Raw genomic sequence first — 24349 nt, 5'->3', positions numbered from 1 at the left:
TCGTTGATTGATTATCCCGATTTATCAATTTGGGTTGTTATCAAAACGTTACGACATCTTTGTGTTATCTTTAATTACAGCCCCGATGATTGTCGGGTTATCCCTGTCATTAAGGAGGAGCTTATGTCGTTAACCCTACGCGAAGCCAGTAAGGACACGTTGCAGGCCGAAAATAAGACTTATCACTACTACAGCTTGCCTCTGGCCGCCAGGACACTTGGGGACATTTCGCAGTTGCCCAAGTCGCTGAAAGTGTTACTGGAAAACCTTTTACGCTGGCAGGATGACGAGTCCGTCACTGCTGATGATATCCATGCCCTGGCGGGGTGGCTTAAAACTGCCCATGCCGATCGAGAGATTGCCTACCGTCCGGCAAGGGTGTTAATGCAGGACTTCACCGGCGTGCCCGCAGTTGTCGATCTGGCAGCCATGCGCGAAGCCGTCAAACGTCTCGGTGGCGATACCGCCAAAGTGAACCCGCTTTCTCCCGTCGATCTTGTTATCGACCACTCCGTAACGGTTGACCATTTCGGTGATGACGACGCGTTTGAAGAGAACGTGCGTCTGGAAATGGAGCGTAACCACGAACGCTATGTTTTCCTGAAATGGGGCCAGCAGGCCTTTAGCCGTTTCAGCGTCGTGCCGCCGGGTACCGGGATTTGCCACCAGGTAAACCTGGAATATCTGGGCAAAGCGGTGTGGAGTGAATTGCAGGGCAAAGAGTGGATTGCTTATCCTGATACCCTGGTGGGGACCGACTCCCACACCACGATGATCAACGGACTCGGGGTATTGGGCTGGGGCGTGGGCGGGATCGAAGCCGAAGCTGCGATGCTCGGCCAGCCGGTGTCGATGCTGATCCCGGACGTAGTAGGTTTCAAGCTACTGGGCAAACTGCGTGAAGGCATTACTGCCACCGACCTGGTGTTGACCGTTACCCAAATGCTGCGTAAACACGGCGTGGTAGGTAAGTTTGTTGAATTTTACGGCGACGGTCTCGATTCTTTACCGCTGGCTGACCGCGCGACCATTGCCAACATGGCGCCGGAGTATGGTGCAACGTGCGGCTTCTTCCCAATCGACGGGGTGACGCTGGAGTATATGCGCCTGAGCGGACGTAGCGATGAACAGGTCGCACTGGTCGAGGCGTATTCCAAAGCGCAGGGCATGTGGCGAAATACCGGCGATGAACCCGTCTTCACCAGCACGCTTGAGCTGGATATGGATGAAGTCGAAGCCAGCCTTGCGGGGCCAAAACGCCCGCAGGATCGGGTCGCGCTGCAAAATGTGCCGAAAGCGTTTGCCGCCAGCAACGAACTGGAACTCAATACTGCGCAAAAAGACCGACGCCCGGTTGATTATGTTATGAACGGGCATCAGTATCAGCTTCCCGACGGTGCCGTGGTGATTGCCGCGATTACGTCCTGTACCAACACGTCTAATCCAAGTGTGCTCATGGCTGCCGGGCTACTGGCGAAAAAGGCGGTTACCCTGGGCCTCAAGCGCCAGCCGTGGGTCAAAGCCTCGTTAGCGCCGGGATCGAAAGTCGTTTCGGAGTATCTGGCCAAGGCCAAATTGACGCCATACCTCGACGAACTGGGCTTTAACCTGGTGGGCTACGGCTGTACCACCTGTATCGGTAACTCCGGTCCGTTACCGGATCCTATCGAGCAGGCGATCAAGCAGGGCGATCTGACCGTGGGCGCGGTGCTTTCGGGCAACCGTAACTTCGAAGGCCGTATTCATCCGCTGGTCAAAACCAACTGGCTGGCCTCGCCGCCGCTGGTTGTGGCCTATGCGCTGGCGGGTAATATGAACATTAACCTGGCAAGCGATCCAATCGGTCACGACCGCAAGGGCGATCCGGTTTATCTGAAAGATATCTGGCCGTCGGCACGAGAAATAGCACGCGCCGTGGAACAGGTCTCTACTGAGATGTTCCGCAAAGAATATGCTGAGGTCTTTGAAGGCACGCCGGAGTGGAAAACGATCAAAGTGGAACGTTCTGACACCTACGGCTGGCAGAGCGATTCGACCTATATTCGCCTGTCGCCGTTCTTTGATGATATGCAAGCCCAGCCGGAACCGCTGGTCGATATTCAGGGCGCACGCATCCTGGCGATGCTGGGCGATTCTGTCACCACCGACCACATCTCTCCAGCGGGCAGTATCAAAGCTGACAGCCCGGCAGGGAGATATCTGCAGGGACGCGGCGTGGAGCGCCGTGACTTTAACTCCTACGGTTCTCGTCGCGGCAACCACGAAGTGATGATGCGCGGGACCTTTGCCAATATCCGTATTCGTAATGAAATGGTGCCGGGCGTTGAAGGCGGGATGACGCGACATCTGCCGGGAACGGAAGTGATTTCGATCTACGATGCGGCGATGAAATATCAGCAGGAAGGCACGCCGCTTGCTGTGATTGCGGGTAAAGAGTATGGCTCTGGCTCCAGTCGTGACTGGGCGGCAAAAGGACCACGTCTACTCGGCGTTCGCGTGGTTATCTCCGAATCGTTTGAACGTATTCACCGCTCAAACCTGATCGGCATGGGGATTTTACCGCTTGAGTTCCCGCAGGGCGTCACGCGTAAAACGTTGGGTTTAACCGGTGAAGAGCGGATTGCTGTCAGGGATCTGCAAAACCTGAAACCGGGCGCGACCGTTCCGGTGCAGCTCACGCGTGCGGACGGCAAAACGGAAGTGCTGGATTGCCGCTGCCGTATCGACACGGCGACCGAACTGACGTACTACCAGAACGACGGCATTTTGCATTATGTGATTCGTAATATGCTGAACTAACGGTACAGGCCCGGCGAAAGCCGGGCCATTCGATTTACTCGCTCAGCAAGTGGCCCATCTTCGCGGCTTTGGTATCAAGGTAGTGGGCGTTTTTTGGATTGCGACCCACAATCAGCGGCACACGTTCCACGATATTGATTCCGGCCTCAGACAGAATCTCCACTTTGCGCGGGTTGTTCGTCAGCAGACGCACTTCGTCCACGCTGAGCAGTTTGAACATATCCGCACACAGGGTGAAGTCACGTTCGTCAGCGGCAAAGCCAAGCTGATGATTGGCTTCAACCGTATCGTAGCCCTGATCCTGCAACGCGTAGGCGCGGATTTTATTCAGCAGACCGATATTACGGCCTTCCTGGCGGTGATAGAGCAGTACGCCTCGACCTTCTTCAGCGATATGAGAAAGCGCCGCTTCGAGCTGGAAACCGCAATCACAGCGCAGACTGAATAAGGCATCGCCCGTCAGACACTCTGAATGGACGCGTGCCAGCACCGGTGTCTGTCCTGAGATATCGCCAAACACCAGAGCGACGTGGTCCTGCCCGGTTGCCAGTTCTTCAAAACCCACCATCAGGAAATCGCCCCATGGGGTTGGCAGATTGGCTTCTGCCACACGTTTAAGCTGCATGTGATTCTCCAGAGTATGCTGACACGTTTCGTGCCAGTCGCCCTTCGGCTTTAGTATCCCGCTATTTTGCCACAAGCTGGCGGCGTTCACCTAGCCGGGCTCATGCTATACGAACGTTAAACGCACAATCCGACATTTTCACGGATTGCGTTAAATTCGGTTATGATTGTTGAGCTTAGCGAAAAAGGAGACAACATGCTTTCGATTGCCCGCCGCACGGCTGCCGGTGCCGCTATTTTACTCATTATGCCCTTAGCGGTATGGATTTCAGGTTGGGCCTGGCAACCGGGGCAAAACGCCACGTGGCTAAAGGCGCTGTATTGGGTAACGGAGACCGTGACTCAGCCGTGGGGGATTATCACGCACGGTATTCTCTGCGCGTGGTTTTTGTGGTGCCTACGTTTTCGGCTTCGTCCGGCGATCATGCTGTTTGTCATTCTCGGCGCGGCGATAATCGTCGGGCAGGGAATTAAGTCCTGGGTTAAAGACCACGTTCAGGAACCGCGTCCTTTTGTGGTGTGGCTTGAAAAAACGCATCATATTCCGGTAGATACCTTCTACAATTTAAAGCGTAAAGAGCGCGGCCATCTGGTGAAAGATCAGATGGCGGAAGCGCAGGAAATTCCGAAATTTTTACGCAAACACTGGCAAAAAGAGACCGGATTCGCCTTTCCGTCCGGGCATACCATGTTTGCGGCCAGTTGGGCGCTGTTAGCTGTCGGTTTACTCTGGCCGCGCCGCCGCACTATCACCATCGCTATTTTGCTGGTCTGGGCGACAGGCGTGATGGGCAGTCGCCTGCTGTTAGGGATGCACTGGCCGCGCGACCTGGTGGTGGCGACGTTGATTTCCTGGCTGCTGGTGACGTTTGCTACCTGGCTTGCCCAACGGCTTTGCGGACCGCTCACGCCGCCGCCAGAAGAGCACAAAGAGATCGAAGAACGAGAGCAAGAAGAGGTCTGACGGTTGAAATTCGTGGTTTAGCCCTCAAATCATATTGGACCCTGCTACTTTTTCCGTTTCACGCTCGCGGCTAAAATGGTAGTTTATAAGGCTGATTGCGGCGAGTTGAACACACTTTATTCGCCTGAACCACATAACGGGAAGTCATGTGAAATATCTACTCATATTCTTACTGGTGTTAGCGATTTTTGTTATTTCGGTCACACTGGGTGCGCAAAACGATCAGCTGGTGACTTTCAATTATCTGCTGGCGCAGGGCGAGTATCGTGTTTCGAGCTTGCTTGCTGTTTTATTCGCCGCCGGATTTGCCATCGGCTGGCTTGTTTGTGGCCTGTTCTGGTTAAAAGTTCGTGTTTCTCTTGCGCGCGCGGAACGTAAAATCAAACGTCTTGAAAATCAAATTGCGCCTGTGACCGACGTGCCGGTGAATACTGGTGTTCCGGTTGTGAAGGAATAAACGAATATGCTGGAGTTGTTGTTTCTGCTTTTGCCTGTAGCCGCAGCCTATGGCTGGTATATGGGCCGCAGAAGTGCGCAACAAAATAAGCAGGACGAAGCAAACCGCCTTTCTCGCGACTATGTAGCGGGGGTGAACTTCCTTCTGAGCAACCAACAGGATAAAGCGGTCGACCTGTTCCTCGACATGTTAAAAGAGGACACCGGCACCGTTGAGGCGCATCTCACCCTTGGAAACCTGTTCCGCTCGCGTGGCGAAGTCGATCGTGCCATCCGTATCCACCAGACATTGATGGAAAGCGCCTCGCTTACCTACGATCAGCGTCTGCTGGCGGTCCAGCAGCTGGGCCGTGACTACATGGCCGCCGGTCTTTACGACCGCGCGGAAGACATGTTCAGTCAGCTGGTGGACGAAACAGAGTTTCGCGTCAGCGCGTTGCAACAACTCCTGCAAATTTATCAGGCGACCAGCGACTGGCAAAAAGCCATCGATACGGCAGAGCGTCTGGTCAAACTTGGCAAAGACAAACAGCGTGTCGAAATCGCCCACTTTTACTGTGAGCTCGCGTTGCAGCAAATGGGCAGCGATGACATGGAAAAAGCCATGGCATTGTTGAAAAAGGGCGCTTCTGCCGATCGCAACAGTGCGCGCATCTCCATCATGATGGGGCGCGTATTTATGGCGAAGGGCGAATTTGCCAAAGCCGTAGAATGCCTGCTGCGCGTGATCGACCAGGATAAAGAGCTGGTCAGCGAAACGCTGGAGATGCTGCAAACCTGCTACCAACAGCTTGGCCGCCCGGATGAATGGGTGGCGTTCTTACGTCGCTGTGTGGAAGAGAATACCGGTGCGACGGCTGAACTGATGCTGGCGGACGTCGTCGAGCAGCACGAAGGCAACGATACGGCTCAGGTTTACATCACACGCCAGCTTCAGCGCCATCCCACCATGCGTGTCTTCCACAAACTGATGGATTACCACCTGAACGAAGCGGAAGAAGGGCGTGCGAAAGAGAGCCTGATGGTGCTGCGTGATATGGTGGGCGAGCAGGTGCGCAGTAAACCGCGCTATCGCTGTTCGAAATGCGGATTTACCGCCTACACGCTTTACTGGCATTGTCCTTCATGCCGCGCCTGGTCAACCATTAAACCGATTCGCGGCCTGGACGGGCAGTAATTTTTAAAAAAACCGCATTTTAGTTACAACATACTTATGGTGTTTCAAGATTGATTCAGCACCGTGCGGTCTATAGTCTGGCAGGAGGTAAATGGATTCTGTCAATTTGTTCCGCTGACAGGTAGAATGCTCGCCGTTTATCTATCCCGCGCCACTGCGGCGCCCATAGACGAAAAGGGCTGGTCATGACGTCTGTTGCATCCTCTTCTTCCCGCGTAGTTACTCAATCTCCCGTTGTTGTTGCACTCGACTATAACAATCGCGACAGCGCGCTCGCCTTTGTCGATCGCATTGACCCACGCGACTGCCGCCTCAAAGTCGGCAAAGAGATGTTCACCCTGTTTGGACCGCAAATCGTGCGTGACCTGCAGCAGCGTGGTTTTGATATATTTCTCGATCTCAAATTCCATGATATTCCCAACACCACGGCACATGCGGTCGCCGCAGCGGCTGATCTCGGCGTCTGGATGGTAAACGTTCATGCATCGGGCGGGGCGCGCATGATGACTGCCGCGCGCGAAGCGCTGGTGCCGTTCGCCAAAGATGCACCATTGCTGATTGCCGTCACCGTGTTGACCAGCATGGAAGCCAGTGATTTACTGGATCTTGGCGTGACGTTGTCACCTGCTGAACATGCCGAGCGTCTGGCGCGTCTGACGCAAAACTGCGGGCTGGACGGCGTAGTCTGCTCTGCTCAGGAGGCGGTACGCTTCAAAGCGGAACTCGGTCAAGCGTTTAAACTGGTGACCCCTGGCATTCGCCCGCAGGGTACTGACGCGGGCGATCAGCGTCGTATTATGACGCCAGAACAGGCGCTGGCGGCGGGCGTCGACTATATGGTTATTGGACGCCCGGTCACGCAATCAGCCGACCCTGCGCAAACCTTAAAAGCGATTAATGCGTCATTGAAAAAGGGGGTGTAATGAGCGATTCCAACAGCCGTCTGGTCTATTCAACGGACAGTGGCCGTATTGATGAACCTAAAGCAGTCGTTCAGCGGCCAAAGGGCGATGGTATTGTGCGCATCCAGCGGCAGACCAGCGGACGTAAAGGCAAAGGTGTGTGCCTGATTACGGGCATTGATGAAGACGACGCAACACTGGCTAAACTCGCTGCTGAATTGAAAAAGAAATGCGGATGTGGCGGAGCAGTGAAAGACGGCGTAATTGAAATTCAGGGCGACAATCGCGACTTAATAAAGACGCTGCTTGAAGCCAGGGGAATGAAAGTCAAACTGGCAGGCGGCTAAAATAATAAGCCACGGTATTTACCGTGGCTTTTTTTCTGGTGCGTAAGTCAGAAAATATCGTTCTGAATTAATCCAATTATGCAGTGGTTATTTTATATATCTTATTTACCCACCTGATGGCCGATGATACCACCGACTGCTGCACCACCCAGGGTTCCCAGGGCACTACCATCGGTTAATACGGCCCCACCAACTGCACCCGCACCCGCACCAATCGCGGTGTTACGGTCACGTTTGGACCAGTTAGAACATGCGCTCAGAGACATTGCGAGAGTTACTGCCAAAACCGCTGCGGCTAATTTTTTGCTGGTTAAATTCATCATACTTTCTCCTGAATTATCGATTCACGGAAATAAGCTATCTGTAAGTATAGACAATGAAATACTTCAGCAGCGTCATTTCCGTGAAACCTGGTCGCGCAGGTGTTACAAAATCACGCAGGTGATAGTCACTTCCTGTTATATCGCTAATAGTAATTTTAAATTTTTGCTGTCGAAACGACAGGTAAAAAATCTTAAAGGGATGTTCAGAATCGTCTCAGATGGAAAAAGGATGCAATAAGCGCCCGTGGAATAGGGCGCGGAGGAGGGTCAGGCGGTGTGTTTGACGATATCGACGGTCAGTCCGTCGCGTTGCAATTGCTGGCGATGCTCATCGCTCAAACGTTCATCGGTAATCACGCGGTTAAAGCGCGAAATCGGGCCCATCGTGTACGGATGCACAGCACCAAATTTAGAACTGTCGGTGAGCACAATGGCTTCACAGCCTTTTTCCAGTACGGCATTCACCACATCAGAACGCATCATATCGCGGCCGGTAAACCCCGTTTCTGGCTGCCAGCCGTCAATTCCGATAAAGGCTTTGCTGAAGTGAACCTGCTGAACGTACTGACGCGTTAGTGGCCCAACCATGCTTTCACTTTTCTTCTGATAAATCCCGCCCAGTAGAATGACTTCGCACTGGGTTTCTTTGAGCAAATGGGCGATATAACTGCTGACCGTGATAATGGTAATGTCTTTTTGTTCTGCCAGGGTGCGCGCCAGGAGGGCATTGCTGCTGCCGTTCTCAATAAAAACGGTTTCGCCATTATTGACAAGCGTGGCGGCAAATTCGGCTAGCTCACGTTTAAGCGCAAAGTGAGTCATCATGCGCGTTTCAACGTCTTCGCTGTCCAGCGGTACGGCGTAACCGTGCGCGCGGCGAAGGTAGCTTTGCTTTTCCAGAAGATTCAGATCCTGACGGATAGTTACCTCTGAAACGCCGGTCGTTTTAGCTAATTCGACGACACTCACGCGTCCTTTGTCGATCACCATCTGCAGAATGATTTGTTGTCGGGAATTCATAGCATCCATATAAAGAGAACGAAAACGAAAAAAGGGTGAAGATTACACTTCCCACGGGGCTTTTGGCTGGGAGGGCTCCGCCATCTGGCCTGCGCCATTCTGTGCCAGTAATTCGGATTTCAGGATCTCAAGATTACGAATTGCAGACTGATAATCACCCGCCACCAGAATATCCAGCACTGTATCAATACGTTGTGCCACTCGCTGCGCGTCAACTTCTGACATCATCTCACCCTCAGAACGAAAAGTTAATAATTTCAATGATGCAGAAATTGCTCTCAAAAGAGAAGGGAAAAAATACACTAACCAAATTACATAAATGAAAGTGATATATTTATTCCTTCTCATGCAGACGGGTTAGGGAGTGGATTAGTCTAAAACTGCGCGCAAGGCGCTTTTTTATATGAGGAATTGGACTATGACAGTCATTAACCAAGCTACCTGCAAACTGTTCACCGACCCTGATCGTTTCACCCAGCTCGCAGGCTATTACGAAGAAGAACGGCGTACGGTATGGATGATGCTCCGCGCTCAGCCGCGTCCCTGTTTCAATCACGCGTTAATCGAGGAAATCATGAACATGTCGTGGCTGGTACGACAGTCAGGCTTTGTTGTGGATTTCTGGGTGACCGGTTCACTGGTCCCGGACATGTATAACACGGGAGGCGATTTACGCTTCTTTGTCGAATGCATCCAGAATGGTCGCCGCGAGGCGTTGCGTGCTTACGCTCGCGCCTGTGTGGATTGTGTCCACGCCGCTTCACGCGGTTTTGATACAGGAGCCATTACACTGGCGATGGTGGAGGGCAGTGCGCTCGGTGGCGGCTTTGAGGCAGCGTTAGCGCATCATTTTGTGCTGGCGCAGCGCGACGCGCGCCTGGGATTTCCGGAAATCGCCTTTAACCTGTTCCCCGGCATGGGCGGATATTCGCTGGTCGCCCGTCGCGCAGGCATGAAACTCGCTGAGGAACTCATCTACCGAGGAGAATCGCATACGGCGGAATGGCATGAGCAGTACGGACTGGTCGATGTGCTGTTTGAGCCGGGTCATGGGTATGTGTCGACGCGCACGTTTATCGATACTCTACAGCCCAAGTTGAATGGCGTAAGGGCGATGCTTCGTGCCCGTCAGCGCGTGCTGCAACTTCCACGTAGTGAGTTAATGGATATCACCGAGGACTGGGTGGATGCGGCATTCTGCCTGGAGCCGAAAGACATTGCCTATATGGAACGTCTGGTGATGCTGCAAAATCGTCATAACGCGGCAGGAATGCGTAAAGCCAGCTAACGCATCTTCTTCGCCTGATAGCGTTTTAGCCAGCGCTCGAATGCGGCAGCGGGCATCGGCTTAGCAAATAAAAAACCTTGCCGTTCGTTGACGCCATTCTTGGTCAGAAAGGCGTCTTCTTTCGCGCTCTCAACGCCTTCAGCAATGACCTGCAAATTCAGTGCCTGAGCCACAGCGACAATGGCCCGCACCAGCGACTGGGAAATCGATTGTTTATGAATATCGCGAACAAATACCTGATCAAGTTTAATGGCATCAATCGGGAAACGCGCCAGCTGCGATAGCGAGGAATATCCGGTCCCAAAGTCATCAAGATGAATTTGCGCCCCCAGTTGGCTGAATTGCTGAATAACCGACAGGGCCAGCTCTTCGTTTTCTATCAGGCAGCTTTCGGTCAGCTCTACGTCAATCGGGCAGTATTCAAAGTTCAGATCTTTTAGCGCCTGTTTTAAATCGCTGAATATGGTCTGGTCTGCCAGTTGGCGGGCAGAGACGTTCACCGCCACCCGGAGATTGATTCCCTTATCACGCCATTTCGCCACCTGACGTACCACGTCGAGCATAACCCAGCGCCCTAGCGGGACAATCAGGCCCGACTCTTCGGCGTACGAGATAAACTCCAGCGGTGGGATTAAACCGCGCTCAGGGGACTGCCAGCGCACCAGTGCTTCCAGACTTCGCACTTCGCCGCGCCAGGTCATTTTTGGCTGATAGTGAATTAACAGCTGATCGTTATCCAGCGCCTTGCGCAGGTTGGTATCCAGCCACAAATATTCGAACACGCGTTGATTCATTTCCGGCGAAAAGACGCAGAACTTGCCGCGTCCACTCTCTTTAGCGGTATACATCGCCGTATCGGCGTTGCGAATAATACTTTCTCGATCGGTGCCGTGCTGTGGTGCAAGCGAAATCCCGAGTGAACAGCCGGTGTAGATTTCGATCAGGCCAATACGGAAGGGCTGGCGCAGACGCGTCAGAATACGTGAGGCCATCGCCTCAAGCGAGCTTTGCGAGGTATCCGTCGCGAGCACAATAAATTCATCGCCGCCCAGACGCGCCAGTATTTGGCCTTCTTCCAGACAGCTCAGTATAGCCAGTGCGACCGCCTGCAATAGTTGGTCGCCAAACATATGCCCGTAAGCATCGTTCACTTTTTTGAAGTTATCGAGATCGAGATAGACCACCCCGACCTGGGATTCGCCGCGTGTTTCGATAGCATTGCTGATTAATTCGTGAATCGCATTACGATTCGGCAGGCCGGTGATGGTGTCCGTATTGGCCAGTACGCGAAGACGTTCCTGTGCCCGGCGTTCTTCAGTAATATCCGTGCCAGAACAGATAAGGAATATTTCATTTTTCCCGCTACCGCTATGAACAAATTTGTTTCTGAACAGAAACAATCGTTGCCCTTTGCGGGTCTTGATCCAGCGTTCTACTTCGTACGAACTGCCGTTACGGAAAAAACCAGAAATATTGCGTTTAGAGGCCGCCGCTTCACTGCGGCTCATAAACAATTTAAAGACGTTTTGCCCGATGACTTCATGCTCTTTCATGCCGGTATATTCTTCGCTCAGGCGGTTAAAGCGCTGAATATTGCCCTGCTGATCGAGGATAACAATCACCGAGTTAGCTTCAGAAACGACTTGTTCGGCGAAGGATAACCCTTGCACCAGATCGCGCGCCACGGAAGGGGTGTCATTCCAGGCAGAAGCGGTGCCAGCCCACTCCTTTTTATTGATTTTGCGCCCCACCAGATGCACGGGAACGTCGGAGCCATAGAGGGAAAGCGTCATGGTAATGCTGGAAGTGATGACGGTAAGCTGGCGGACAAGTTCGGCCTGATCGTCGCTCAAGGCAACCACCTGGGTGATATCAGCGTTTTCACTGGCGGCCAGATGCAGAGCATTGCTGTCAGCTGTCAAACGCCACCAGGGGCTGTGTGTGCCCATGTAACGAAACAGCAAATTTTGCTCCAAATCGTCAATCATGCTCTCTCCCGAACCTGCTCAATGGCGCAAAAATTATGCATTTACATTCGATTTTCCCGTGGTATGACAGCGGCAAAACCGAAGTGAACTTATTGTTTTTCCCTGCATTCTTATATTAAAACGAGATGGGCTTAAAAGGATACACGTGGATAAAAATTCCAGTAACCAAAAATGACGGATTACTTTTACTGTAGATAATGGTGATGGTTTTTGTGGGGAACGAGAGGAAAATATTAAGAAAAAGTGATGAATGTGCGATTTATCAGGGGAAGAAAAATGTCGGCTTTCCCTTAAAAGAAATAGCCGACATTTTTAAAACTTATCAGGCGACAGGGCGCGCGATAATACTCCGGGTTTCCATACGCACTTCAGCGATGTTCACATCAATCACATCCGTGACTTTATAAACCGTTTCGCCTTTGATCTGTACTGCGCCATTTTCCTGGCTACAGGTCAGTTCATCGCGGACCGCGTGCAGGAACGGGGCCGGAATAAAGGCAACGGCACCATTATCGACCAGACGCACGCGCATCCCGCCGCGGCTCACGTCAATGATTTCAGCCGCAAAACGGGTGTCCGTACCGGCTTTGTCATTCAGGAAGCGCGCATACAGCCAGTCGCCGACATCGCGTTCAGCCATACGGTTCAGGCGACGGCGTTCCGCCATCTGCACGGTGGTATCTTCCTGCGGACGGGCAATGGTTTCACCTTTGATAACCGCTTTCAGCAGACGGTGGTTAACCATGTCGCCGTATTTACGGATCGGTGAAGTCCAGGTCGCATACGCCTCAAGGCCCAGACCAAAGTGCGGGCCTGGCTCGGTGCTGATTTCTGCGAAGGACTGGAAGCGACGAATACGGCTGTCGAGGAAACCAGACGGTTGCGCATCCAGCTCGCGGCGCAGTTTGCAGAAGCCGTTTAAGGTCAGCACTTCCTGCGGATCTACGTGAACGTCGTGCGTTTTCAGCAGAGCAGCCAGTGCTTCGGTGTTCGCCGGATCAAAACCGGTATGCACGTTGTAAATGCCAAAACCGAGTTTGTCGCGCAACACGCGTGCGGCACAAATGTTGGCGGCAATCATCGACTCTTCAACAATGCGGTTAGCGATACGACGCGGTTCGGCAACGATATCCAGCACTTCGCCTTTTTCACCCAGCACAAAGCGATAATCCGGGCGGTCTTTGAACACCAGCGCATGGGTTTTACGCCATTCGCCACGGCTCAGGCAGAGTTGTTGCAACAGCGTGATTTGCTCAGCAATAGCCTCATTTTCTGGTTTCCAGCTGCCGCTATTTTCCAGCCAATCAGAGACATCGTCGTACGCCAGCTTCGCTTTGGATTCGATAGTTGCGGCGAAAAATTCGATATCGTCTTCAATCGTGCCGTCAGCAGCCACGGTCATGCGGCACGCGAGTACCGGACGCACTTCGTTCGCACGCAGCGAGCAGAGATCGTCAGAGAGTTCACGTGGCAGCATCGGAATATTGAAGCCCGGCAGATAGTTGGTGAACGCGCGAATTTTAGCGGAATCGTCCAGCTTGCTACCTTCGGCGATCCACGCCGTCGGGTCGGCAATCGCGACAGTCAGGTGCAGTTTGCCGTCGCTGCCTTCTTCCACATACAGCGCATCATCCATATCCTGGGTGCTGGCGCTGTCGATAGTAACGAAGTTCAGGGCAGTCAAATCGCGACGCTCCAGACCTTCGTCCATCATCTCCGTTGCCACACCATTTGGCGCTTCTTTTTCCAGATTATGACGGGCGAGCGTTACCCACCACGGCACGAAATGATCGTCGCCGAAGGTAATGAAATGGGTCAGTTCTGCGTAAAAACCACGGTCGCCTTTCAGCGGATGGCGACGCATCTGGGCAACGGCCCAGTCACCTTGTTTGAAATCATGTTCAACGCCGCGTTCAGCGCGGCATGGAATCGCATCCTTAAGCAGCGGATGGTCCGGAACGATGGAAAGACGATCGTCTTTACGCTGTACTTTCCCGACAAAACGGGTCAGGAAAGGTTCGATCAATTCTTCTGGCTCGGCGGATTCACGATCCTTGTCGGTATGAATCACTGCCGTTACACGATCGCCGTGCATCACTTTCTTCATCTGTGGAGGCGGGATGAAGTAGCTTTTCTGTGCATCGACTTCCAGGAAGCCAAAGCCTTTTTCCGTGGCTTTTACCACCCCTTCAGCGCGCGGCGTCTGGGAATGCAATTGCTGTTTAAGCTGCGCTAGCAGCGGGTTGTCCTGAAGCATAGTATTCTATTTTCGTGGCCATTGAGCGGCTGACAGTTTTACGCGAATCTCACTGCTACAGCAAGCGCATTTAGGGATTTACCAGGCTCAGTCACCCTTGTTTAAGGCAATTTTCAGACGGTTGAGCCAACCGCAAAAAGCGCACCAGGTCAGCAAATTAATTGCCTCCACGGGGGGAATGCCCTCATCAAGTAGCGGGGTAAATTGCGCGGCGCTGAATCGGTCGGGAGAGACGGTCAAAAGTTCTGTCGCCGCCGCAACGGCATGATGAGTGGAATAGCGACTATTTGCCTCTTGAATACCACTTGTCAGGATCTCGCCCGTGCCGTTGAGTATCTCCGGTTCGTGGCAAAGCACCGCCGTCAGTTCCCTTAATGCGGGTTCCGTTTGCCAGCGAGCGAGCAGTTCAAGCTGTTGCGCGGTGGCATAGCGTAACTCGACACCAGGGAACAGGGGTTCCCACTCACTCATATTAATATCCGTCACCCGCGCGTGCGGAGGAATGTGATGCCCAGGAAGCCAGCGGACGGGATATCCCAGTAAGGCCTGGAACGCGGCAACCACGCGTGCCTGAAAGCCGACAAAGCCGATTATCTGATTAATCACAATCACGTCGTAGGTTGTCAGCCCCACTTCATCCAGCTGCTGCTGCGCTTTGTCATCAATGATATCGGGTGAGCTTGCTAACTGGCGGGCGTACTGAGTGATTTGGGCGAGGCGTTGATTACTTTCTCGTGAGGAATCCGGACCGGGAAGAGGCGCGAGCAGGGCGGCGTAGTGGTTACACAGGCGCTGAACGCCACACGCCTGCGCCACGGTTAACGCTGTGCTCAGCCGGTCGTAGGCGCTAAGCGTATGCAGCCGATTGACGGCGATATGCAGCGGAAAAAGCACGTGGCATAACGCTCTGGCAGGCTTAAGCCAACTTTCACACGGGGTCACAATCTCAGCGGGCAGCGTTAAATCGAGTAAAAAACGATCGTCGACATGAGCGGCCTCGGGAACCAGCGGCAGAACATCATCCGGACAGTGATTTGTCTGGGTTTCGTGATACCAGTGGCCTTTGCCGGAAAAACGGCGTTGTTCCATGTGCGTTCCTTGATCTCAAATGGCGATCAATATCCTGGCGCATGGCTTGCAAGGGGAAAAATATTGTTAGGTGATAACAAATAGCAGAACGGAATAACGACGGGGAGAAACTCTCTTCCCCGGAGGGAAGAGAGTGACACAACTTATTTGATTTCCAGCTCGTTCATTGCCGCGATGTTGAAACCGCCGTCAACGTGAACCACTTCGCCGGAGATGCCAGCAGAGAGGTCAGAGCACAGGAATGCTGCGGAGTTACCCACATCTTCGATGGTCACAGTGCGACGAATCGGGGTAACGGCTTCGCAATGCGCCAGCATTTTACGGAAGTCTTTGATACCGGAAGCGGCCAGAGTACGGATTGGACCAGCAGAGATACCGTTAACACGCACGCCTTCTGGACCCATCGCGTTCGCCATGTAGCGCACGTTGGCTTCCAGAGAAGCTTTCGCCAGGCCCATTACGTTGTAGTTAGGGATCGCACGCTCAGCGCCCAGGTAAGACAGGGTCAGCAGCGCAGAACCTGGGTTCAGCATGGTGCGGCAGGCTTTAGCCATTGCCACAAAGCTGTAAGAACTGATGTCGTGAGCGATTTTGAAGCCTTCACGGGTTACCGCGTTCACGTAGTCGCCGTCCAGCTGATCGCCTGGTGCGAAACCGATTGAGTGCACGAAACCGTCAAATTTCGGCCACACTTTTGCAAGCTCTGCGAACATGCCATCGATGCTTTCATCTTGAGCAACGTCGCATTCCAGAATGATGCTGGAACCCAGCTGTGCGGCGAACTCTTCAACACGGCCTTTCAGCTTGTCATTCTGGTAGGTGAACGCCAGCTCAGCGCCTTCGCGGTGCATAGCCTGTGCGATGCCGTAGGCGATGGACAGTTTGCTGGCGACGCCAGTCACCAGAATGCGCTTACCGGAAAGAAAACCCATAGCTTAGATCCTTATATTCATTGTTATGGCGAACGCCCTCTCATACGTGGCGCTCGTCGTTAAAACGCGGCGATAATATCACGTGTCGCGTTCAGAGTTAATCCGACCACTTTATAGTAAAGCGGTTACCTGTCTTTTCGCCACGCATCCGCCGTCAGCGCTTCACCGAAATGACCGGAAATCAGCCGTTTGGTCAGGTCGTGCAGCGGTGAAGCCAACACGTCGGCGGTGCTTCCGCGCTCGACCACTTCACCCTGATGCATGACCAGTACCTGGTCGCTGATGTGTTTCATCATCCCGAGATGCTGAGTCACGTAGATATACGAAATACCCTGTTTCTCCTGCAATTCGAGCATCAGATTGATCAGTTGGGAACGCATCGACATATCTAAAGATGCCAGCGCTTCATCGGCGATAATCACCTTCGGGCGCAGGATCAGCGCGCGCGCCAGCCCCAGACGCTGCTTCTGGCCGGGGGCGAGCATGTGCGGATAATAGCTGACGTGATCGGGCAGCAGACCGACCAGACGGAGCGTCTCAATCACGCGTTTACGCCGTTCCTCCGGCTCCAGATCCGTATTCAGGCGCAGCGGAAAATCGAGAATTTGCGAGATACGTTGACGCGGATTGAGCGATGTCGACGGGTCCTGGAAAATCATACGAATGCGCTGGCTGCGAAACGAATAGTCACCGAACGACAGAAAATGATCGTCGATCAGCACATCGCCCGCCGTCGGTTCAACCATCCCCGCCAGCATTTTCGCCAGCGTGGATTTCCCGGAACCGTTTTCGCCAATGATTGCCAGCGTCTGTTTCTCGCGCAGGGTAAAGCTGAGAGGCTTCACCGCTTCGACGGTCTGGCGATGAAACAGCCCCGTGCGATAGCGGAAGGTCTTACTCAGGTTGCGAACTTCCAGCAACGTTTCGACCATTTACTCTCTCTCCATGTTCAGCGGGAAATGACAGGCGTACAGATGGTTTTTCGCGCCGGTCAGCCGTGGCGTTTCAATACATTCGCGCTGGGCGTAAGGGCAGCGCGGCCCCAATCGACAGCCGATTGGCAGCGACTCCAGCAGGGGAATCGCCCCCGGAAGCGTATTGAGGCGGCTTTTATGCGGCATCGCGCTGCCAAAATCGGGGATCGCGCGGATCAGCGCCTGGGTATAAGGATGATGCGGCGTATTCACCAGCTCTTCGCTGATGGCCGTTTCCACCGTCTGACCGCAGTACATCACGTCGATTTTATCCGCCCATTTGCTCAGCATTTGCAGGTCATGGCTGATCAGCAAAATGGTGGTGTTGTTGTTCTGATTGAGGCGCGACAGCAGGCGGAAAATCTGCGCTTGCGTCGTCGGTTCCATCGCGTTGGTCGGCTCATCGGCGATCAGCAGGCGCGGCTGATTGGCCAGTGCGATGGCGATCATCACCTTTTGGCACTCGCCGTCCGTCAGTTCATACGGGAAGCTGCGCATCGCATCTTTGTGATCTTTAATGCCGACGCGGTGCAACAGCTCAATCGCGCGGCGTTTGCGCCAGCCGACGCGCTGCCACCAGCGGCCTTTGTAGGTCCAGCCGGGGATGTTCTGCATCAGCTGTTTGCCAACCCGTTCAGACGGGTCGAGACATGACTGCGGCTCCTGGAAGATCATCGAGACGTTATGCCCGACCAGCTTGCGGCGCTCGCGTGGCGACAGGCGCAGGAGATCGATATCATCAAATCGCATACGGTCAGCGGTGACGCGCCAGTTGTCTTTGGCGACGCCGCAGATCGCCTTAGCGATCAGACTTTTACCGGAGCCAGACTCACCCACTAGCCCGCGGATTTCGCCTTCGGCAAGCGTAATACTGATCCTGTCGACCGCTTTCACCCAGCCTTCGCCGGTTTTAAATTCAATCGTCAGATTGCGGATATCAAGTAACGGCATTATTGCACCCCCGCGTTAATCGCGCGGCGAATTCCGTCGCCCAGCAGGTTAATCAGCAGCACGCTCACCATGATGGCGGCACCGGGCAGCATCACCGTCCACGGTGCGACGTAAATCAGCTCCAGCGCATCACCGAGCATTGCGCCCCATTCCGGGGAGGGCAATTGCGCGCCGAGATCGAGAAAACCGAGCGCGGCAATATCGAGAATCGCCATCGACAGAGCACGGGTGATTTCAGTCACCAGCCCCGAAGCGATGTTAGGCATTACCGCGAACCAAAGAATATTCATCGTGGTCGCGCCGTCTAAACGGGCGGCGACAACATACTCTTTTTCCAGCTCGTCATGCACCAGGCTATAAACTGAGCGAACCATGCGCGGCAGCAGCGCCAGCCAGACGGCAAACATCGCATGCGACAGGTGTGGTCCGGCAAAAGCAACGACGATGATTGCCAGCAGCAGGGACGGAATGGACAGCAGAGTATCGAGAATATGATTCAGCACCGCCGAACGCAGGCCGTGCGTCGCACCGGCAAACACGCCGAGCGCCAGGCCGAAGAAGGTGGCAGCGAAAGTGACGACGAACGCACCGCCCACGGTTGGTGCGGCGCCGCTTAACAGACGGCTCAGAACATCGCGGCCTAAATCGTCAGTGCCGAGAAAGAACGATACTTCACCGTAGCGTGACCATGAGGGTGGCAGCAGTTGATAGCCGAGGAACTGCTGATCCAGGCCATACGGGGCAAACCAGCCGCCAAAAATACACAGCAATGCCAGGCCGCCACAGCCGTATAAACCGATCATCGCCGTGGTGTCGCCGTAGAATTTGCGCCACACGGTCCGAACTACGCCGGGCGTGCGCTTTTCCCTGTATACGCTATCGTAAGGCATACGATTCCTTATGTTTCAGCGGGTTGGCCATCGCACCCAAAATGTCAGAAATCACGTTCACGATAATCACCAGCGAGCCGATCACCATCACACCGGCGGAAATCGCCGCGTAGTCCTGCTGACGAATGGCGTTGATCATCCAGCGTCCGAGACCTGGCCAACTGAACACCATCTCGGTGATCATCGCCAGGGTCAGCATGGTCGAAAATTGCAGCCCCAGGCGTGGGATCACCGGCGGAAGGGCGTTGTGCAGTACGTGACGACGCAGGACCGTCAAACGTGACAAACCGCGCGTGGCGGCCGCTTTCACATAATTCTGGTCAAAAACATCAATCGTGCTGGTGCGCATCAGGCGGATCACTTCCGTGGTCGGCGCAACCGCCAGCGTCAGCACCGGCAGCACCATATGGCGCAGGGTGCTGATGATCATCTCGTGACGCCAGACGGAGTCAGAAAGCCAGGCGTCGATAATGGCAAAGCCAGTGACAGTTTTGACGGCGTAGAGCAGATCGAAACGCCCGGAGACCGGCAGCCAGCCCAGCGTCAGGGAGAAGAACAACGTAAGCAACAGCGCCAGCCAGAACACCGGAATTGAGAAGCCGAGCAGGGCCAACGCGCTGATCAGTTTATCCTGCCATTTATTGCGTGTGATCCCCGCCAGCATCCCCACCGGAATACCGACCATCAGGGCAAAACCAAAGGCCAGAATGCACAGCTCCATAGTCGCCGGGAACACCTCTTTCAACTGCTCGGAGATCAGCTGGCCGTTAATGCTCGAAACGCCAAAATCCCAGTGCAGCACGCCGTTAAACCAGAATAACCATGCGTCCCAGAAGGACGAGCCTTGCAGCGGGGCGTGGGGCGTGAAGTAGCTCAGGCTAAAGCCGATAAAGGTCAGAAAAAAAAGCGTGATCGCCAACAGCAGCAGGCGTCGTAAGGTAAAAATAATCATGGTTTTTTCACCTCATCGGGTTTCTCACGTGACACGCCAGCGAACGAAGCGTTACCAAATGGGCTGAGCACCAGACCTTTAATATCATAGCGATAGGCCTGCAATCGCAGGGAAGAGGCCAGCGGCAGCACCGGCAGTTCGCGGGCCAGAATATTCTGCGCTTCGTCGTACGCTTCGATGCGCGAGGCCAACTGCTGAGATGACAGCGCCTTTTGCAGCACCGTGTCAAATTCACGGTTACACCAGTGAGCGTAGTTGGTCTGGGAACGAATGGCGGCACAGCTCAGGAGCGGGCGGAAGAAACTGTCGGGATCGTTACTGTCCGTCGACCAGCCGGAGAGCGTCAGGTCATGATTCATGTCCATCAGACGCGCCTCCTGGAAGCGGCCTTCTACCGGCACAATCACCACTTTGACACCAACTTGAGCCATATCGGCCTGGATCAGTTCCGCCGTTTTTAGCGGGCTCGGGTTCCACGCCTGGGAACTGGTCGGGACCCACAGCTGCAGGGTGAGGTTGGTCGCGCCCAGCGCTTTCAGCTGTTCGCGTGATTTTGCCGGATCGTATTCGGTGATTTTCGCTTCGCTGTCATAGGCCCACGACGCGCGCGGCAAAATTGACGCTGCCGTTTCCGCCGTGCCGTAATAGATGGATTGCATTAAGCGCTGGTTATTGATGGCAAGCGCCAGAGCGTGGCGTACGGCAGGATTATTGAGCGGCGGCTTATCGGTATTAAACGCCAGATAGGCGATGTTCATGCCGGGGCGCAGAGTCAGACGCAAACGCGGATCGTCACGTAGAATCGTCAGCTGGCTGGCAGCAGGCCAGGCGAGCACATCGCATTCGCCGGTCAGCAGTTTAGATAACCTGCCGGTTCCGCCAGAACCTAAATCGACCACCACCTGCGGCATCAGCGGTGTGCCGCGCCAGAAGTGTTCGTGACGTTGTAACCGAATATACTGCCCGGAGCGGTATTCTGCCATCTGGAACGGGCCTGTCCCGACCGGCTGGCGATCGAGGAGTTCCTGATGATCGGCTTTCGTCAGTTTATCAGCGTATTCCGCTGACATCACTGACGCATAGTGGGTCGCGAGGTGCCACAGGAAAGAGGCATCCGGGCGCGTCAGGCGAAACTCCACCGTCCGATTGTCCAGCTTGCGCACGTCTTTCACCGTATCGGCAAACTGCAGGCTGTCGAAATACGGGAAACTGCCGCCGTTGACGTTATGCCAGGGATGGTTGCGATTAAAAATACGCTGGAAGGTAAACACCACATCATCGGCGTTCAACTTGCGGGTCGGTTTGAACCACGGGGTAGACTGAAACGCCACGTCGTCGCGCAGATGGAAACGGTAGGTCGCGCCGTTATCCAGCACTTCCCAGCTCTCAGCCAGCTCCGGCACCAGGCGATAAGTATAAGGATCGACATCAAGCAGGCGATCGTAAAGCTGTGCCGCGAGGGTGTCGACAATCAGGCCGCTGCCTGCTTTTTGTGGGTTCAGGGTGTCGACTTGCCCGTTCACGCAATAGACAAAACCGCTGTCGCGAATATCAGGAAGCGCAGTCGGTTCGGGCGCAGCAAAGACCAGGCGGCTAAACAGACCGAGTGCAATCAGGGACGATAAAACCAGACGCATAATTTTCAGGGTTTTTAGATTCGATCTGCAAAGTGTATCGCACTTACCCCCGATTCGGAAAATGTCTGCGGGTAAGTGCCGATAATGTCAGCGCATTTGATGCTTTTTGAGCAATGCCCTTAATTGATGGTAGGTCAGACCCAGCAGTTCGGCAGCCTGCTTCTGGTTATATTTTGCCTCTTTCAGGCTCTGTTCCAGTAACTGCTGTTCCTGAATATGCTGGAACTGGCGTAAATCGAGCGGCAGAGAAGGGGCATCGGCGTGCGGCGCGGGTTCCAGTTTCGTCGGTGCGGCGCGATAAAAGGGATCGATAATAATGTTATCCAGCTCGGTTTCGCTGCTGGCGTGGCGATAGACGGAACGCTCGACCACGTTTTTCAGCTCACGAATATTGCCCGGCCAGCGGTAATCCAGCAGCGTTTCCCGCGCATAGTCGCTAAAACCGGGGAACAGCGGCAGGCCGAGCTCGCGGCACATCTGAATGGCAAACTGCTCGGCCAGCAGCATGATATCGCTGCGGCGTTCGCGCAGCGGCGGAAGTTGCACCACGTCAAAGGCCAGTCTGTCGAGCAGATCCGCGCGGAATTTCTCCTCCGCCACCATCTGTGGAAGGTCGGCATTAGTGGCGCACACCAGACGCACATTGACCTGCAACGGCTGGCTGCCCCCGACACGCTCCAGCTCGCCGTACTCGATAACGCGCAACAGCTTTTCCTGAACCAACATCGGCGCGGTAGCGAGTTCATCAAGGAACAGCGTCCCACCGTCAGCGCGTTCGAAACGCCCTGGATGACGTTTTTGCGCACCGGTAAAGGCGCCCGCCTCATGGCCGAACAGTTCCGTATCGAGCAGATTTTCGTTCAGCGCCGCGCAGTTAAGAGAGATGAACGGGCCGTCCCATCGTCCGGAAAGATAGTGCAGGCGGTTGGCGATCAGCTCTTTCCCGGTCCCGCGCTCACCGATAATCAGCACCGGTTTATTGAGCGGGGCGAGGCGCGAAACCTGCTCCAGCACCTCAAGAAAACTGTTCGCTTCACCCAATAAATTGTCTTTGTAATCAGCCATGATGAAATTAACCACTCGTTAGCGATATTCACCAGGTGAGAGTAGGTTCTCTGTGGTGTAAAATCAACCACAATCATATAAATCAATAAGATAAAAAATTGGCACGGGATTTGTATTAGCTCATCAGCAGTGCATCGCCCGATAACAGAACTGTGAGGATTGAATTATGGGTATTTTTTCTCGTTTTGCCGACATCGTGAACGCTAACATCAACTCGCTGCTGGAAAAAGCGGAAGACCCGCAGAAGCTGGTGCGTCTGATGATTCAGGAAATGGAAGACACGCTGGTTGAAGTCCGTTCCACCTCTGCCCGTGCGCTGGCCGAAAAGAAACAGCTTTCTCGCCGCATTGAGCAGGCGACGGCCCAGCAGACCGAATGGCAGGAAAAAGCAGAACTTGCGCTGCGTAAAGAGAAAGACGATCTGGCCCGTTCGGCGCTGATCGAAAAACAGAAGCTGACCGACATCGTCGCTACGCTGGAGCATGAAATCACGCTGGTGGATGAAACCCTGACCCGCATGAAAAAAGAGATTGCGGAGCTGGAAAACAAACTCAGCGAAACCCGCGCTCGCCAGCAGGCGCTGACGCTGCGTCATCAGGCTGCCAGCTCATCCCGCGACGTTCGCCGTCAGCTGGATAGCGGTAAAATTGATGAAGCGATGGCGCGTTTCGAATCGTTCGAACGTCGTATCGATCATATGGAAGCCGAGGCCGAGAGCCACAGCTTTGGCAAACAGAAAACGCTGGATCAGCAGTTTGCCGATCTGAAGGCGGATGACGAAATCAGCGAGCAGCTTGCGGTGCTGAAAGCCAAAATGAAGCAAGACAACCAATAATAATGAATGCGGCACCTTCGCGTGCCGCAACGCATCGTAAGACAAGGAGACCCTATGAGTGCGCTGTTTCTGGCTATTCCCCTGACCATTTTCGTGCTGTTTGTTCTGCCGATCTGGTTATGGCTGCACTACAGTAACCGTTCTTCCCGCGGTGAGCTTTCGCAAAGCGAACAGCAACGCCTGTTGCAGCTCACCGATGACGCGAAAAAAATGCGTGAACGCATCCAGTCGCTGGAAGCGATTCTGGACGCGGAGCATCCGAACTGGAGGGACAATTAATGGGCGGACTGAATCTGAATAAAAAGCTGTGGCGCATTCCCCAGCAGGGGATGGTGCGCGGTGTCTGTGCCGGTCTGGCGCACTATCTCGACGTTCCCGTCAAGCTGGTCCGCGCGGTCACCGTGCTGTCTATCTTCTTCGGACTGGCCTTCTTTACCCTGGTGGCGTACATCGTCTTATCCTTTGTGCTCGACCCGATGCCAGACAGTGCGATGGCATCAGAAGATGCGCCGACCAGCAGTGATTTGCTGGATGCGGTGGATGCCGAACTGGCTTCCGGCGAGAAGCGTTTGCGCGAAATGGAACGTTACGTCACCTCCGACACGTTCACGCTGCGCAGCCGTTTTCGCCAGCTTTAACGGAGAGAAATTACAATGAACAAAAACTGGCAGCAGGCCGGTCAGAAAATGAAACCGGGCCTGGTTATCGCAGGCAAATTCGTTTTACTGACCGCGCTACGTTATGGCCCGGCAGGTGTCGCGGGTTGGGCGGTGAAGTCTGTTGCCCGTAAACCAGTCAGAATGTTACTGGCCGTGGCGCTGGAGCCGCTGCTGAAGAAACTGGCTATGCGCTTTTCGGGGAAACTGAAATAACATCAGA

25 protein-coding genes are annotated in these 24349 nt (G+C 54.2%); 11 read left to right on the top strand and 14 right to left on the bottom strand.

Annotated features, from left to right (window positions below; genetic code table 11):
- The first annotated feature begins 123 nt into the window (after window positions 1–123).
- On the top strand, window positions 124–2799 hold the full coding sequence (gene acnA, locus JBO43_RS02495) for an aconitate hydratase AcnA (RefSeq protein WP_202673666.1): 2676 nt from the start codon (window positions 124–126) through the stop codon (window positions 2797–2799).
- 34 nt (window positions 2800–2833) lie between these two features.
- On the opposite strand, the gene ribA is transcribed toward acnA, so the two are convergent.
- On the bottom strand, window positions 2834–3424 hold the full coding sequence (ribA, locus tag JBO43_RS02490; protein WP_095282214.1) for a GTP cyclohydrolase II: 591 nt from the start codon (window positions 3422–3424) through the stop codon (window positions 2834–2836).
- A 195-nt stretch (window positions 3425–3619) separates the two neighbouring features.
- Here ribA and pgpB point away from each other — a divergent pair, with 195 nt between their 5' ends.
- The 5 genes from pgpB to yciH all read left to right on the top strand — a co-directional run bounded on the left by pgpB (window position 3620) and on the right by yciH (window position 7269).
- The gene (pgpB, locus tag JBO43_RS02485; RefSeq protein WP_202673665.1) at window positions 3620–4387 is read left to right on the top strand and encodes a phosphatidylglycerophosphatase B; all 768 of its coding nucleotides are present in this window, start codon (window positions 3620–3622) and stop codon (window positions 4385–4387) included.
- A gap of 148 nt (window positions 4388–4535) precedes the next feature.
- Complete coding sequence (locus JBO43_RS02480) at window positions 4536–4844, top strand: LapA family protein (RefSeq protein WP_095282212.1); 309 nt, start codon at window positions 4536–4538, stop codon at window positions 4842–4844.
- Window positions 4845–4850: 6 nt separating this feature from the next.
- Complete coding sequence (gene lapB, locus JBO43_RS02475) at window positions 4851–6020, top strand: lipopolysaccharide assembly protein LapB (RefSeq protein WP_095282211.1); 1170 nt, start codon at window positions 4851–4853, stop codon at window positions 6018–6020.
- Between the two features lie 185 nt (window positions 6021–6205).
- Window positions 6206–6943: an orotidine-5'-phosphate decarboxylase gene (gene pyrF, locus JBO43_RS02470; RefSeq protein WP_202673664.1), complete on the top strand. Its 738-nt coding sequence runs from the start codon at window positions 6206–6208 to the stop codon at window positions 6941–6943.
- Window positions 6943–7269, top strand: coding sequence for a stress response translation initiation inhibitor YciH (gene yciH / locus JBO43_RS02465; protein ID WP_095282209.1), 327 nt, complete (start codon window positions 6943–6945; stop codon window positions 7267–7269). Before pyrF ends, yciH begins: the two co-directional genes overlap by 1 nt.
- Window positions 7270–7370: 101 nt before the next feature.
- On the opposite strand, the gene osmB is transcribed toward yciH, so the two are convergent.
- The 3 genes from osmB to JBO43_RS02450 all read right to left on the bottom strand — a co-directional run bounded on the left by osmB (window position 7371) and on the right by JBO43_RS02450 (window position 8837).
- Window positions 7371–7589 (bottom strand): osmotically-inducible lipoprotein OsmB, encoded by a 219-nt coding sequence (gene osmB, locus JBO43_RS02460; RefSeq protein WP_095284293.1) that lies wholly within the window; start codon window positions 7587–7589, stop codon window positions 7371–7373.
- 270 nt (window positions 7590–7859) lie between these two features.
- On the bottom strand, window positions 7860–8612 hold the full coding sequence (gene yciT / locus JBO43_RS02455; RefSeq protein WP_095282208.1) for a DNA-binding transcriptional regulator YciT: 753 nt from the start codon (window positions 8610–8612) through the stop codon (window positions 7860–7862).
- Between the two features lie 42 nt (window positions 8613–8654).
- Window positions 8655–8837, bottom strand: a complete 183-nt coding sequence (locus JBO43_RS02450; RefSeq protein WP_103945996.1) for a YciZ family protein — start codon at window positions 8835–8837, stop codon at window positions 8655–8657.
- Between the two features lie 193 nt (window positions 8838–9030).
- Between JBO43_RS02450 and JBO43_RS02445 the strand changes: the two genes are divergently transcribed.
- Window positions 9031–9900 carry a crotonase/enoyl-CoA hydratase family protein gene (locus JBO43_RS02445; protein ID WP_095282206.1) on the top strand — a complete coding sequence of 290 codons (870 nt, stop codon included), beginning with the start codon at window positions 9031–9033 and terminating at the stop codon, window positions 9898–9900.
- On the opposite strand, the gene pdeR is transcribed toward JBO43_RS02445, so the two are convergent.
- The 10 genes from pdeR to pspF all read right to left on the bottom strand — a co-directional run bounded on the left by pdeR (window position 9897) and on the right by pspF (window position 22650).
- Complete coding sequence (gene pdeR, locus JBO43_RS02440) at window positions 9897–11888, bottom strand: cyclic di-GMP phosphodiesterase (protein WP_095282205.1); 1992 nt, start codon at window positions 11886–11888, stop codon at window positions 9897–9899. The genes JBO43_RS02445 and pdeR overlap by 4 nt on opposite strands.
- Before the next feature lie 322 nt (window positions 11889–12210).
- A complete protein-coding gene (locus JBO43_RS02435; protein ID WP_202673663.1) occupies window positions 12211–14145 on the bottom strand; it encodes an exoribonuclease II in 1935 nt (644 codons plus the stop codon).
- Between the two features lie 87 nt (window positions 14146–14232).
- Window positions 14233–15234, bottom strand: coding sequence for a CMD domain-containing protein (locus JBO43_RS02430; RefSeq protein WP_202673662.1), 1002 nt, complete (start codon window positions 15232–15234; stop codon window positions 14233–14235).
- Between the two features lie 143 nt (window positions 15235–15377).
- Window positions 15378–16166 carry an enoyl-ACP reductase FabI gene (gene fabI / locus JBO43_RS02425; RefSeq protein ID WP_012017568.1) on the bottom strand — a complete coding sequence of 263 codons (789 nt, stop codon included), beginning with the start codon at window positions 16164–16166 and terminating at the stop codon, window positions 15378–15380.
- Window positions 16167–16291: 125 nt separating this feature from the next.
- Window positions 16292–17098: a putrescine export ABC transporter ATP-binding protein SapF gene (gene sapF, locus JBO43_RS02420; protein ID WP_095282202.1), complete on the bottom strand. Its 807-nt coding sequence runs from the start codon at window positions 17096–17098 to the stop codon at window positions 16292–16294.
- Entirely contained in the window at window positions 17099–18091 is a 993-nt protein-coding gene (gene sapD / locus JBO43_RS02415) for a putrescine export ABC transporter ATP-binding protein SapD (RefSeq protein WP_095282201.1), read from the bottom strand.
- Window positions 18091–18981: a putrescine export ABC transporter permease SapC gene (gene sapC / locus JBO43_RS02410; RefSeq protein WP_095282200.1), complete on the bottom strand. Its 891-nt coding sequence runs from the start codon at window positions 18979–18981 to the stop codon at window positions 18091–18093. The genes sapD and sapC overlap by 1 nt, the downstream gene beginning before the upstream one ends.
- Window positions 18968–19933, bottom strand: coding sequence for a putrescine export ABC transporter permease SapB (sapB, locus tag JBO43_RS02405; protein WP_095282199.1), 966 nt, complete (start codon window positions 19931–19933; stop codon window positions 18968–18970). The genes sapC and sapB overlap by 14 nt, the downstream gene beginning before the upstream one ends.
- Window positions 19930–21570, bottom strand: coding sequence for an ABC transporter substrate-binding protein SapA (gene sapA / locus JBO43_RS02400; protein ID WP_095282198.1), 1641 nt, complete (start codon window positions 21568–21570; stop codon window positions 19930–19932). The genes sapB and sapA overlap by 4 nt, the downstream gene beginning before the upstream one ends.
- 87 nt (window positions 21571–21657) lie before the next feature.
- Window positions 21658–22650, bottom strand: coding sequence for a phage shock protein operon transcriptional activator (pspF, locus tag JBO43_RS02395; protein ID WP_165790587.1), 993 nt, complete (start codon window positions 22648–22650; stop codon window positions 21658–21660).
- A gap of 151 nt (window positions 22651–22801) precedes the next feature.
- Here pspF and pspA point away from each other — a divergent pair, with 151 nt between their 5' ends.
- The 4 genes from pspA to pspD are packed head-to-tail and all read left to right on the top strand — an operon-like array spanning window position 22802 to window position 24342.
- The gene (gene pspA / locus JBO43_RS02390; RefSeq protein ID WP_095282196.1) at window positions 22802–23470 is read left to right on the top strand and encodes a phage shock protein PspA; all 669 of its coding nucleotides are present in this window, start codon (window positions 22802–22804) and stop codon (window positions 23468–23470) included.
- Window positions 23471–23524: 54 nt separating this feature from the next.
- Window positions 23525–23749, top strand: a complete 225-nt coding sequence (gene pspB / locus JBO43_RS02385) for an envelope stress response membrane protein PspB (protein WP_095282195.1) — start codon at window positions 23525–23527, stop codon at window positions 23747–23749.
- Window positions 23749–24108 (top strand): envelope stress response membrane protein PspC, encoded by a 360-nt coding sequence (gene pspC, locus JBO43_RS02380; RefSeq protein WP_095282194.1) that lies wholly within the window; start codon window positions 23749–23751, stop codon window positions 24106–24108. Before pspB ends, pspC begins: the two co-directional genes overlap by 1 nt.
- 15 nt (window positions 24109–24123) lie before the next feature.
- Entirely contained in the window at window positions 24124–24342 is a 219-nt protein-coding gene (gene pspD, locus JBO43_RS02375) for a phage shock protein PspD (protein ID WP_103945992.1), read from the top strand.
- Window positions 24343–24349 lie beyond the last annotated feature (7 nt).

The organism is Lelliottia jeotgali, assembly GCF_016771845.1.
Taxonomy (GTDB): domain Bacteria; phylum Pseudomonadota; class Gammaproteobacteria; order Enterobacterales; family Enterobacteriaceae; genus Enterobacter; species Enterobacter jeotgali.
This window is presented reverse-complemented; position numbering and strand designations above follow the sequence as displayed.

Bases quoted from the DNA above. Each gene is read 5' to 3' on its own strand.
- yciH (WP_095282209.1), top strand. From the start codon at position 6,943: ATGAGCGATTCCAACAGCCGTCTGGTCTATTCAACGGACAGTGGCCGT.
- lapB (WP_095282211.1), top strand. From the start codon at position 4,851: ATGCTGGAGTTGTTGTTTCTGCTTTTGCCTGTAGCCGCAGCCTATGGC.
- JBO43_RS02435 (WP_202673663.1), bottom strand. From the start codon at position 14,145: ATGCTTCAGGACAACCCGCTGCTAGCGCAGCTTAAACAGCAATTGCAT.
- pspB (WP_095282195.1), top strand. From the start codon at position 23,525: ATGAGTGCGCTGTTTCTGGCTATTCCCCTGACCATTTTCGTGCTGTTT.
- sapC (WP_095282200.1), bottom strand. From the start codon at position 18,981: ATGCCTTACGATAGCGTATACAGGGAAAAGCGCACGCCCGGCGTAGTT.
- sapF (WP_095282202.1), bottom strand. From the start codon at position 17,098: ATGGTCGAAACGTTGCTGGAAGTTCGCAACCTGAGTAAGACCTTCCGC.
- pspA (WP_095282196.1), top strand. From the start codon at position 22,802: ATGGGTATTTTTTCTCGTTTTGCCGACATCGTGAACGCTAACATCAAC.
- pspC (WP_095282194.1), top strand. From the start codon at position 23,749: ATGGGCGGACTGAATCTGAATAAAAAGCTGTGGCGCATTCCCCAGCAG.
- acnA (WP_202673666.1), top strand. From the start codon at position 124: ATGTCGTTAACCCTACGCGAAGCCAGTAAGGACACGTTGCAGGCCGAA.
- fabI (WP_012017568.1), bottom strand. From the start codon at position 16,166: ATGGGTTTTCTTTCCGGTAAGCGCATTCTGGTGACTGGCGTCGCCAGC.
- JBO43_RS02430 (WP_202673662.1), bottom strand. From the start codon at position 15,234: ATGGAACAACGCCGTTTTTCCGGCAAAGGCCACTGGTATCACGAAACC.
- JBO43_RS02450 (WP_103945996.1), bottom strand. From the start codon at position 8,837: ATGTCAGAAGTTGACGCGCAGCGAGTGGCACAACGTATTGATACAGTG.
- osmB (WP_095284293.1), bottom strand. From the start codon at position 7,589: ATGAATTTAACCAGCAAAAAATTAGCCGCAGCGGTTTTGGCAGTAACT.
- pspD (WP_103945992.1), top strand. From the start codon at position 24,124: ATGAACAAAAACTGGCAGCAGGCCGGTCAGAAAATGAAACCGGGCCTG.
- pyrF (WP_202673664.1), top strand. From the start codon at position 6,206: ATGACGTCTGTTGCATCCTCTTCTTCCCGCGTAGTTACTCAATCTCCC.
- sapA (WP_095282198.1), bottom strand. From the start codon at position 21,570: ATGCGTCTGGTTTTATCGTCCCTGATTGCACTCGGTCTGTTTAGCCGC.
- sapB (WP_095282199.1), bottom strand. From the start codon at position 19,933: ATGATTATTTTTACCTTACGACGCCTGCTGCTGTTGGCGATCACGCTT.
- ribA (WP_095282214.1), bottom strand. From the start codon at position 3,424: ATGCAGCTTAAACGTGTGGCAGAAGCCAATCTGCCAACCCCATGGGGC.
- pdeR (WP_095282205.1), bottom strand. From the start codon at position 11,888: ATGATTGACGATTTGGAGCAAAATTTGCTGTTTCGTTACATGGGCACA.
- yciT (WP_095282208.1), bottom strand. From the start codon at position 8,612: ATGAATTCCCGACAACAAATCATTCTGCAGATGGTGATCGACAAAGGA.
- sapD (WP_095282201.1), bottom strand. From the start codon at position 18,091: ATGCCGTTACTTGATATCCGCAATCTGACGATTGAATTTAAAACCGGC.
- JBO43_RS02445 (WP_095282206.1), top strand. From the start codon at position 9,031: ATGACAGTCATTAACCAAGCTACCTGCAAACTGTTCACCGACCCTGAT.
- pgpB (WP_202673665.1), top strand. From the start codon at position 3,620: ATGCTTTCGATTGCCCGCCGCACGGCTGCCGGTGCCGCTATTTTACTC.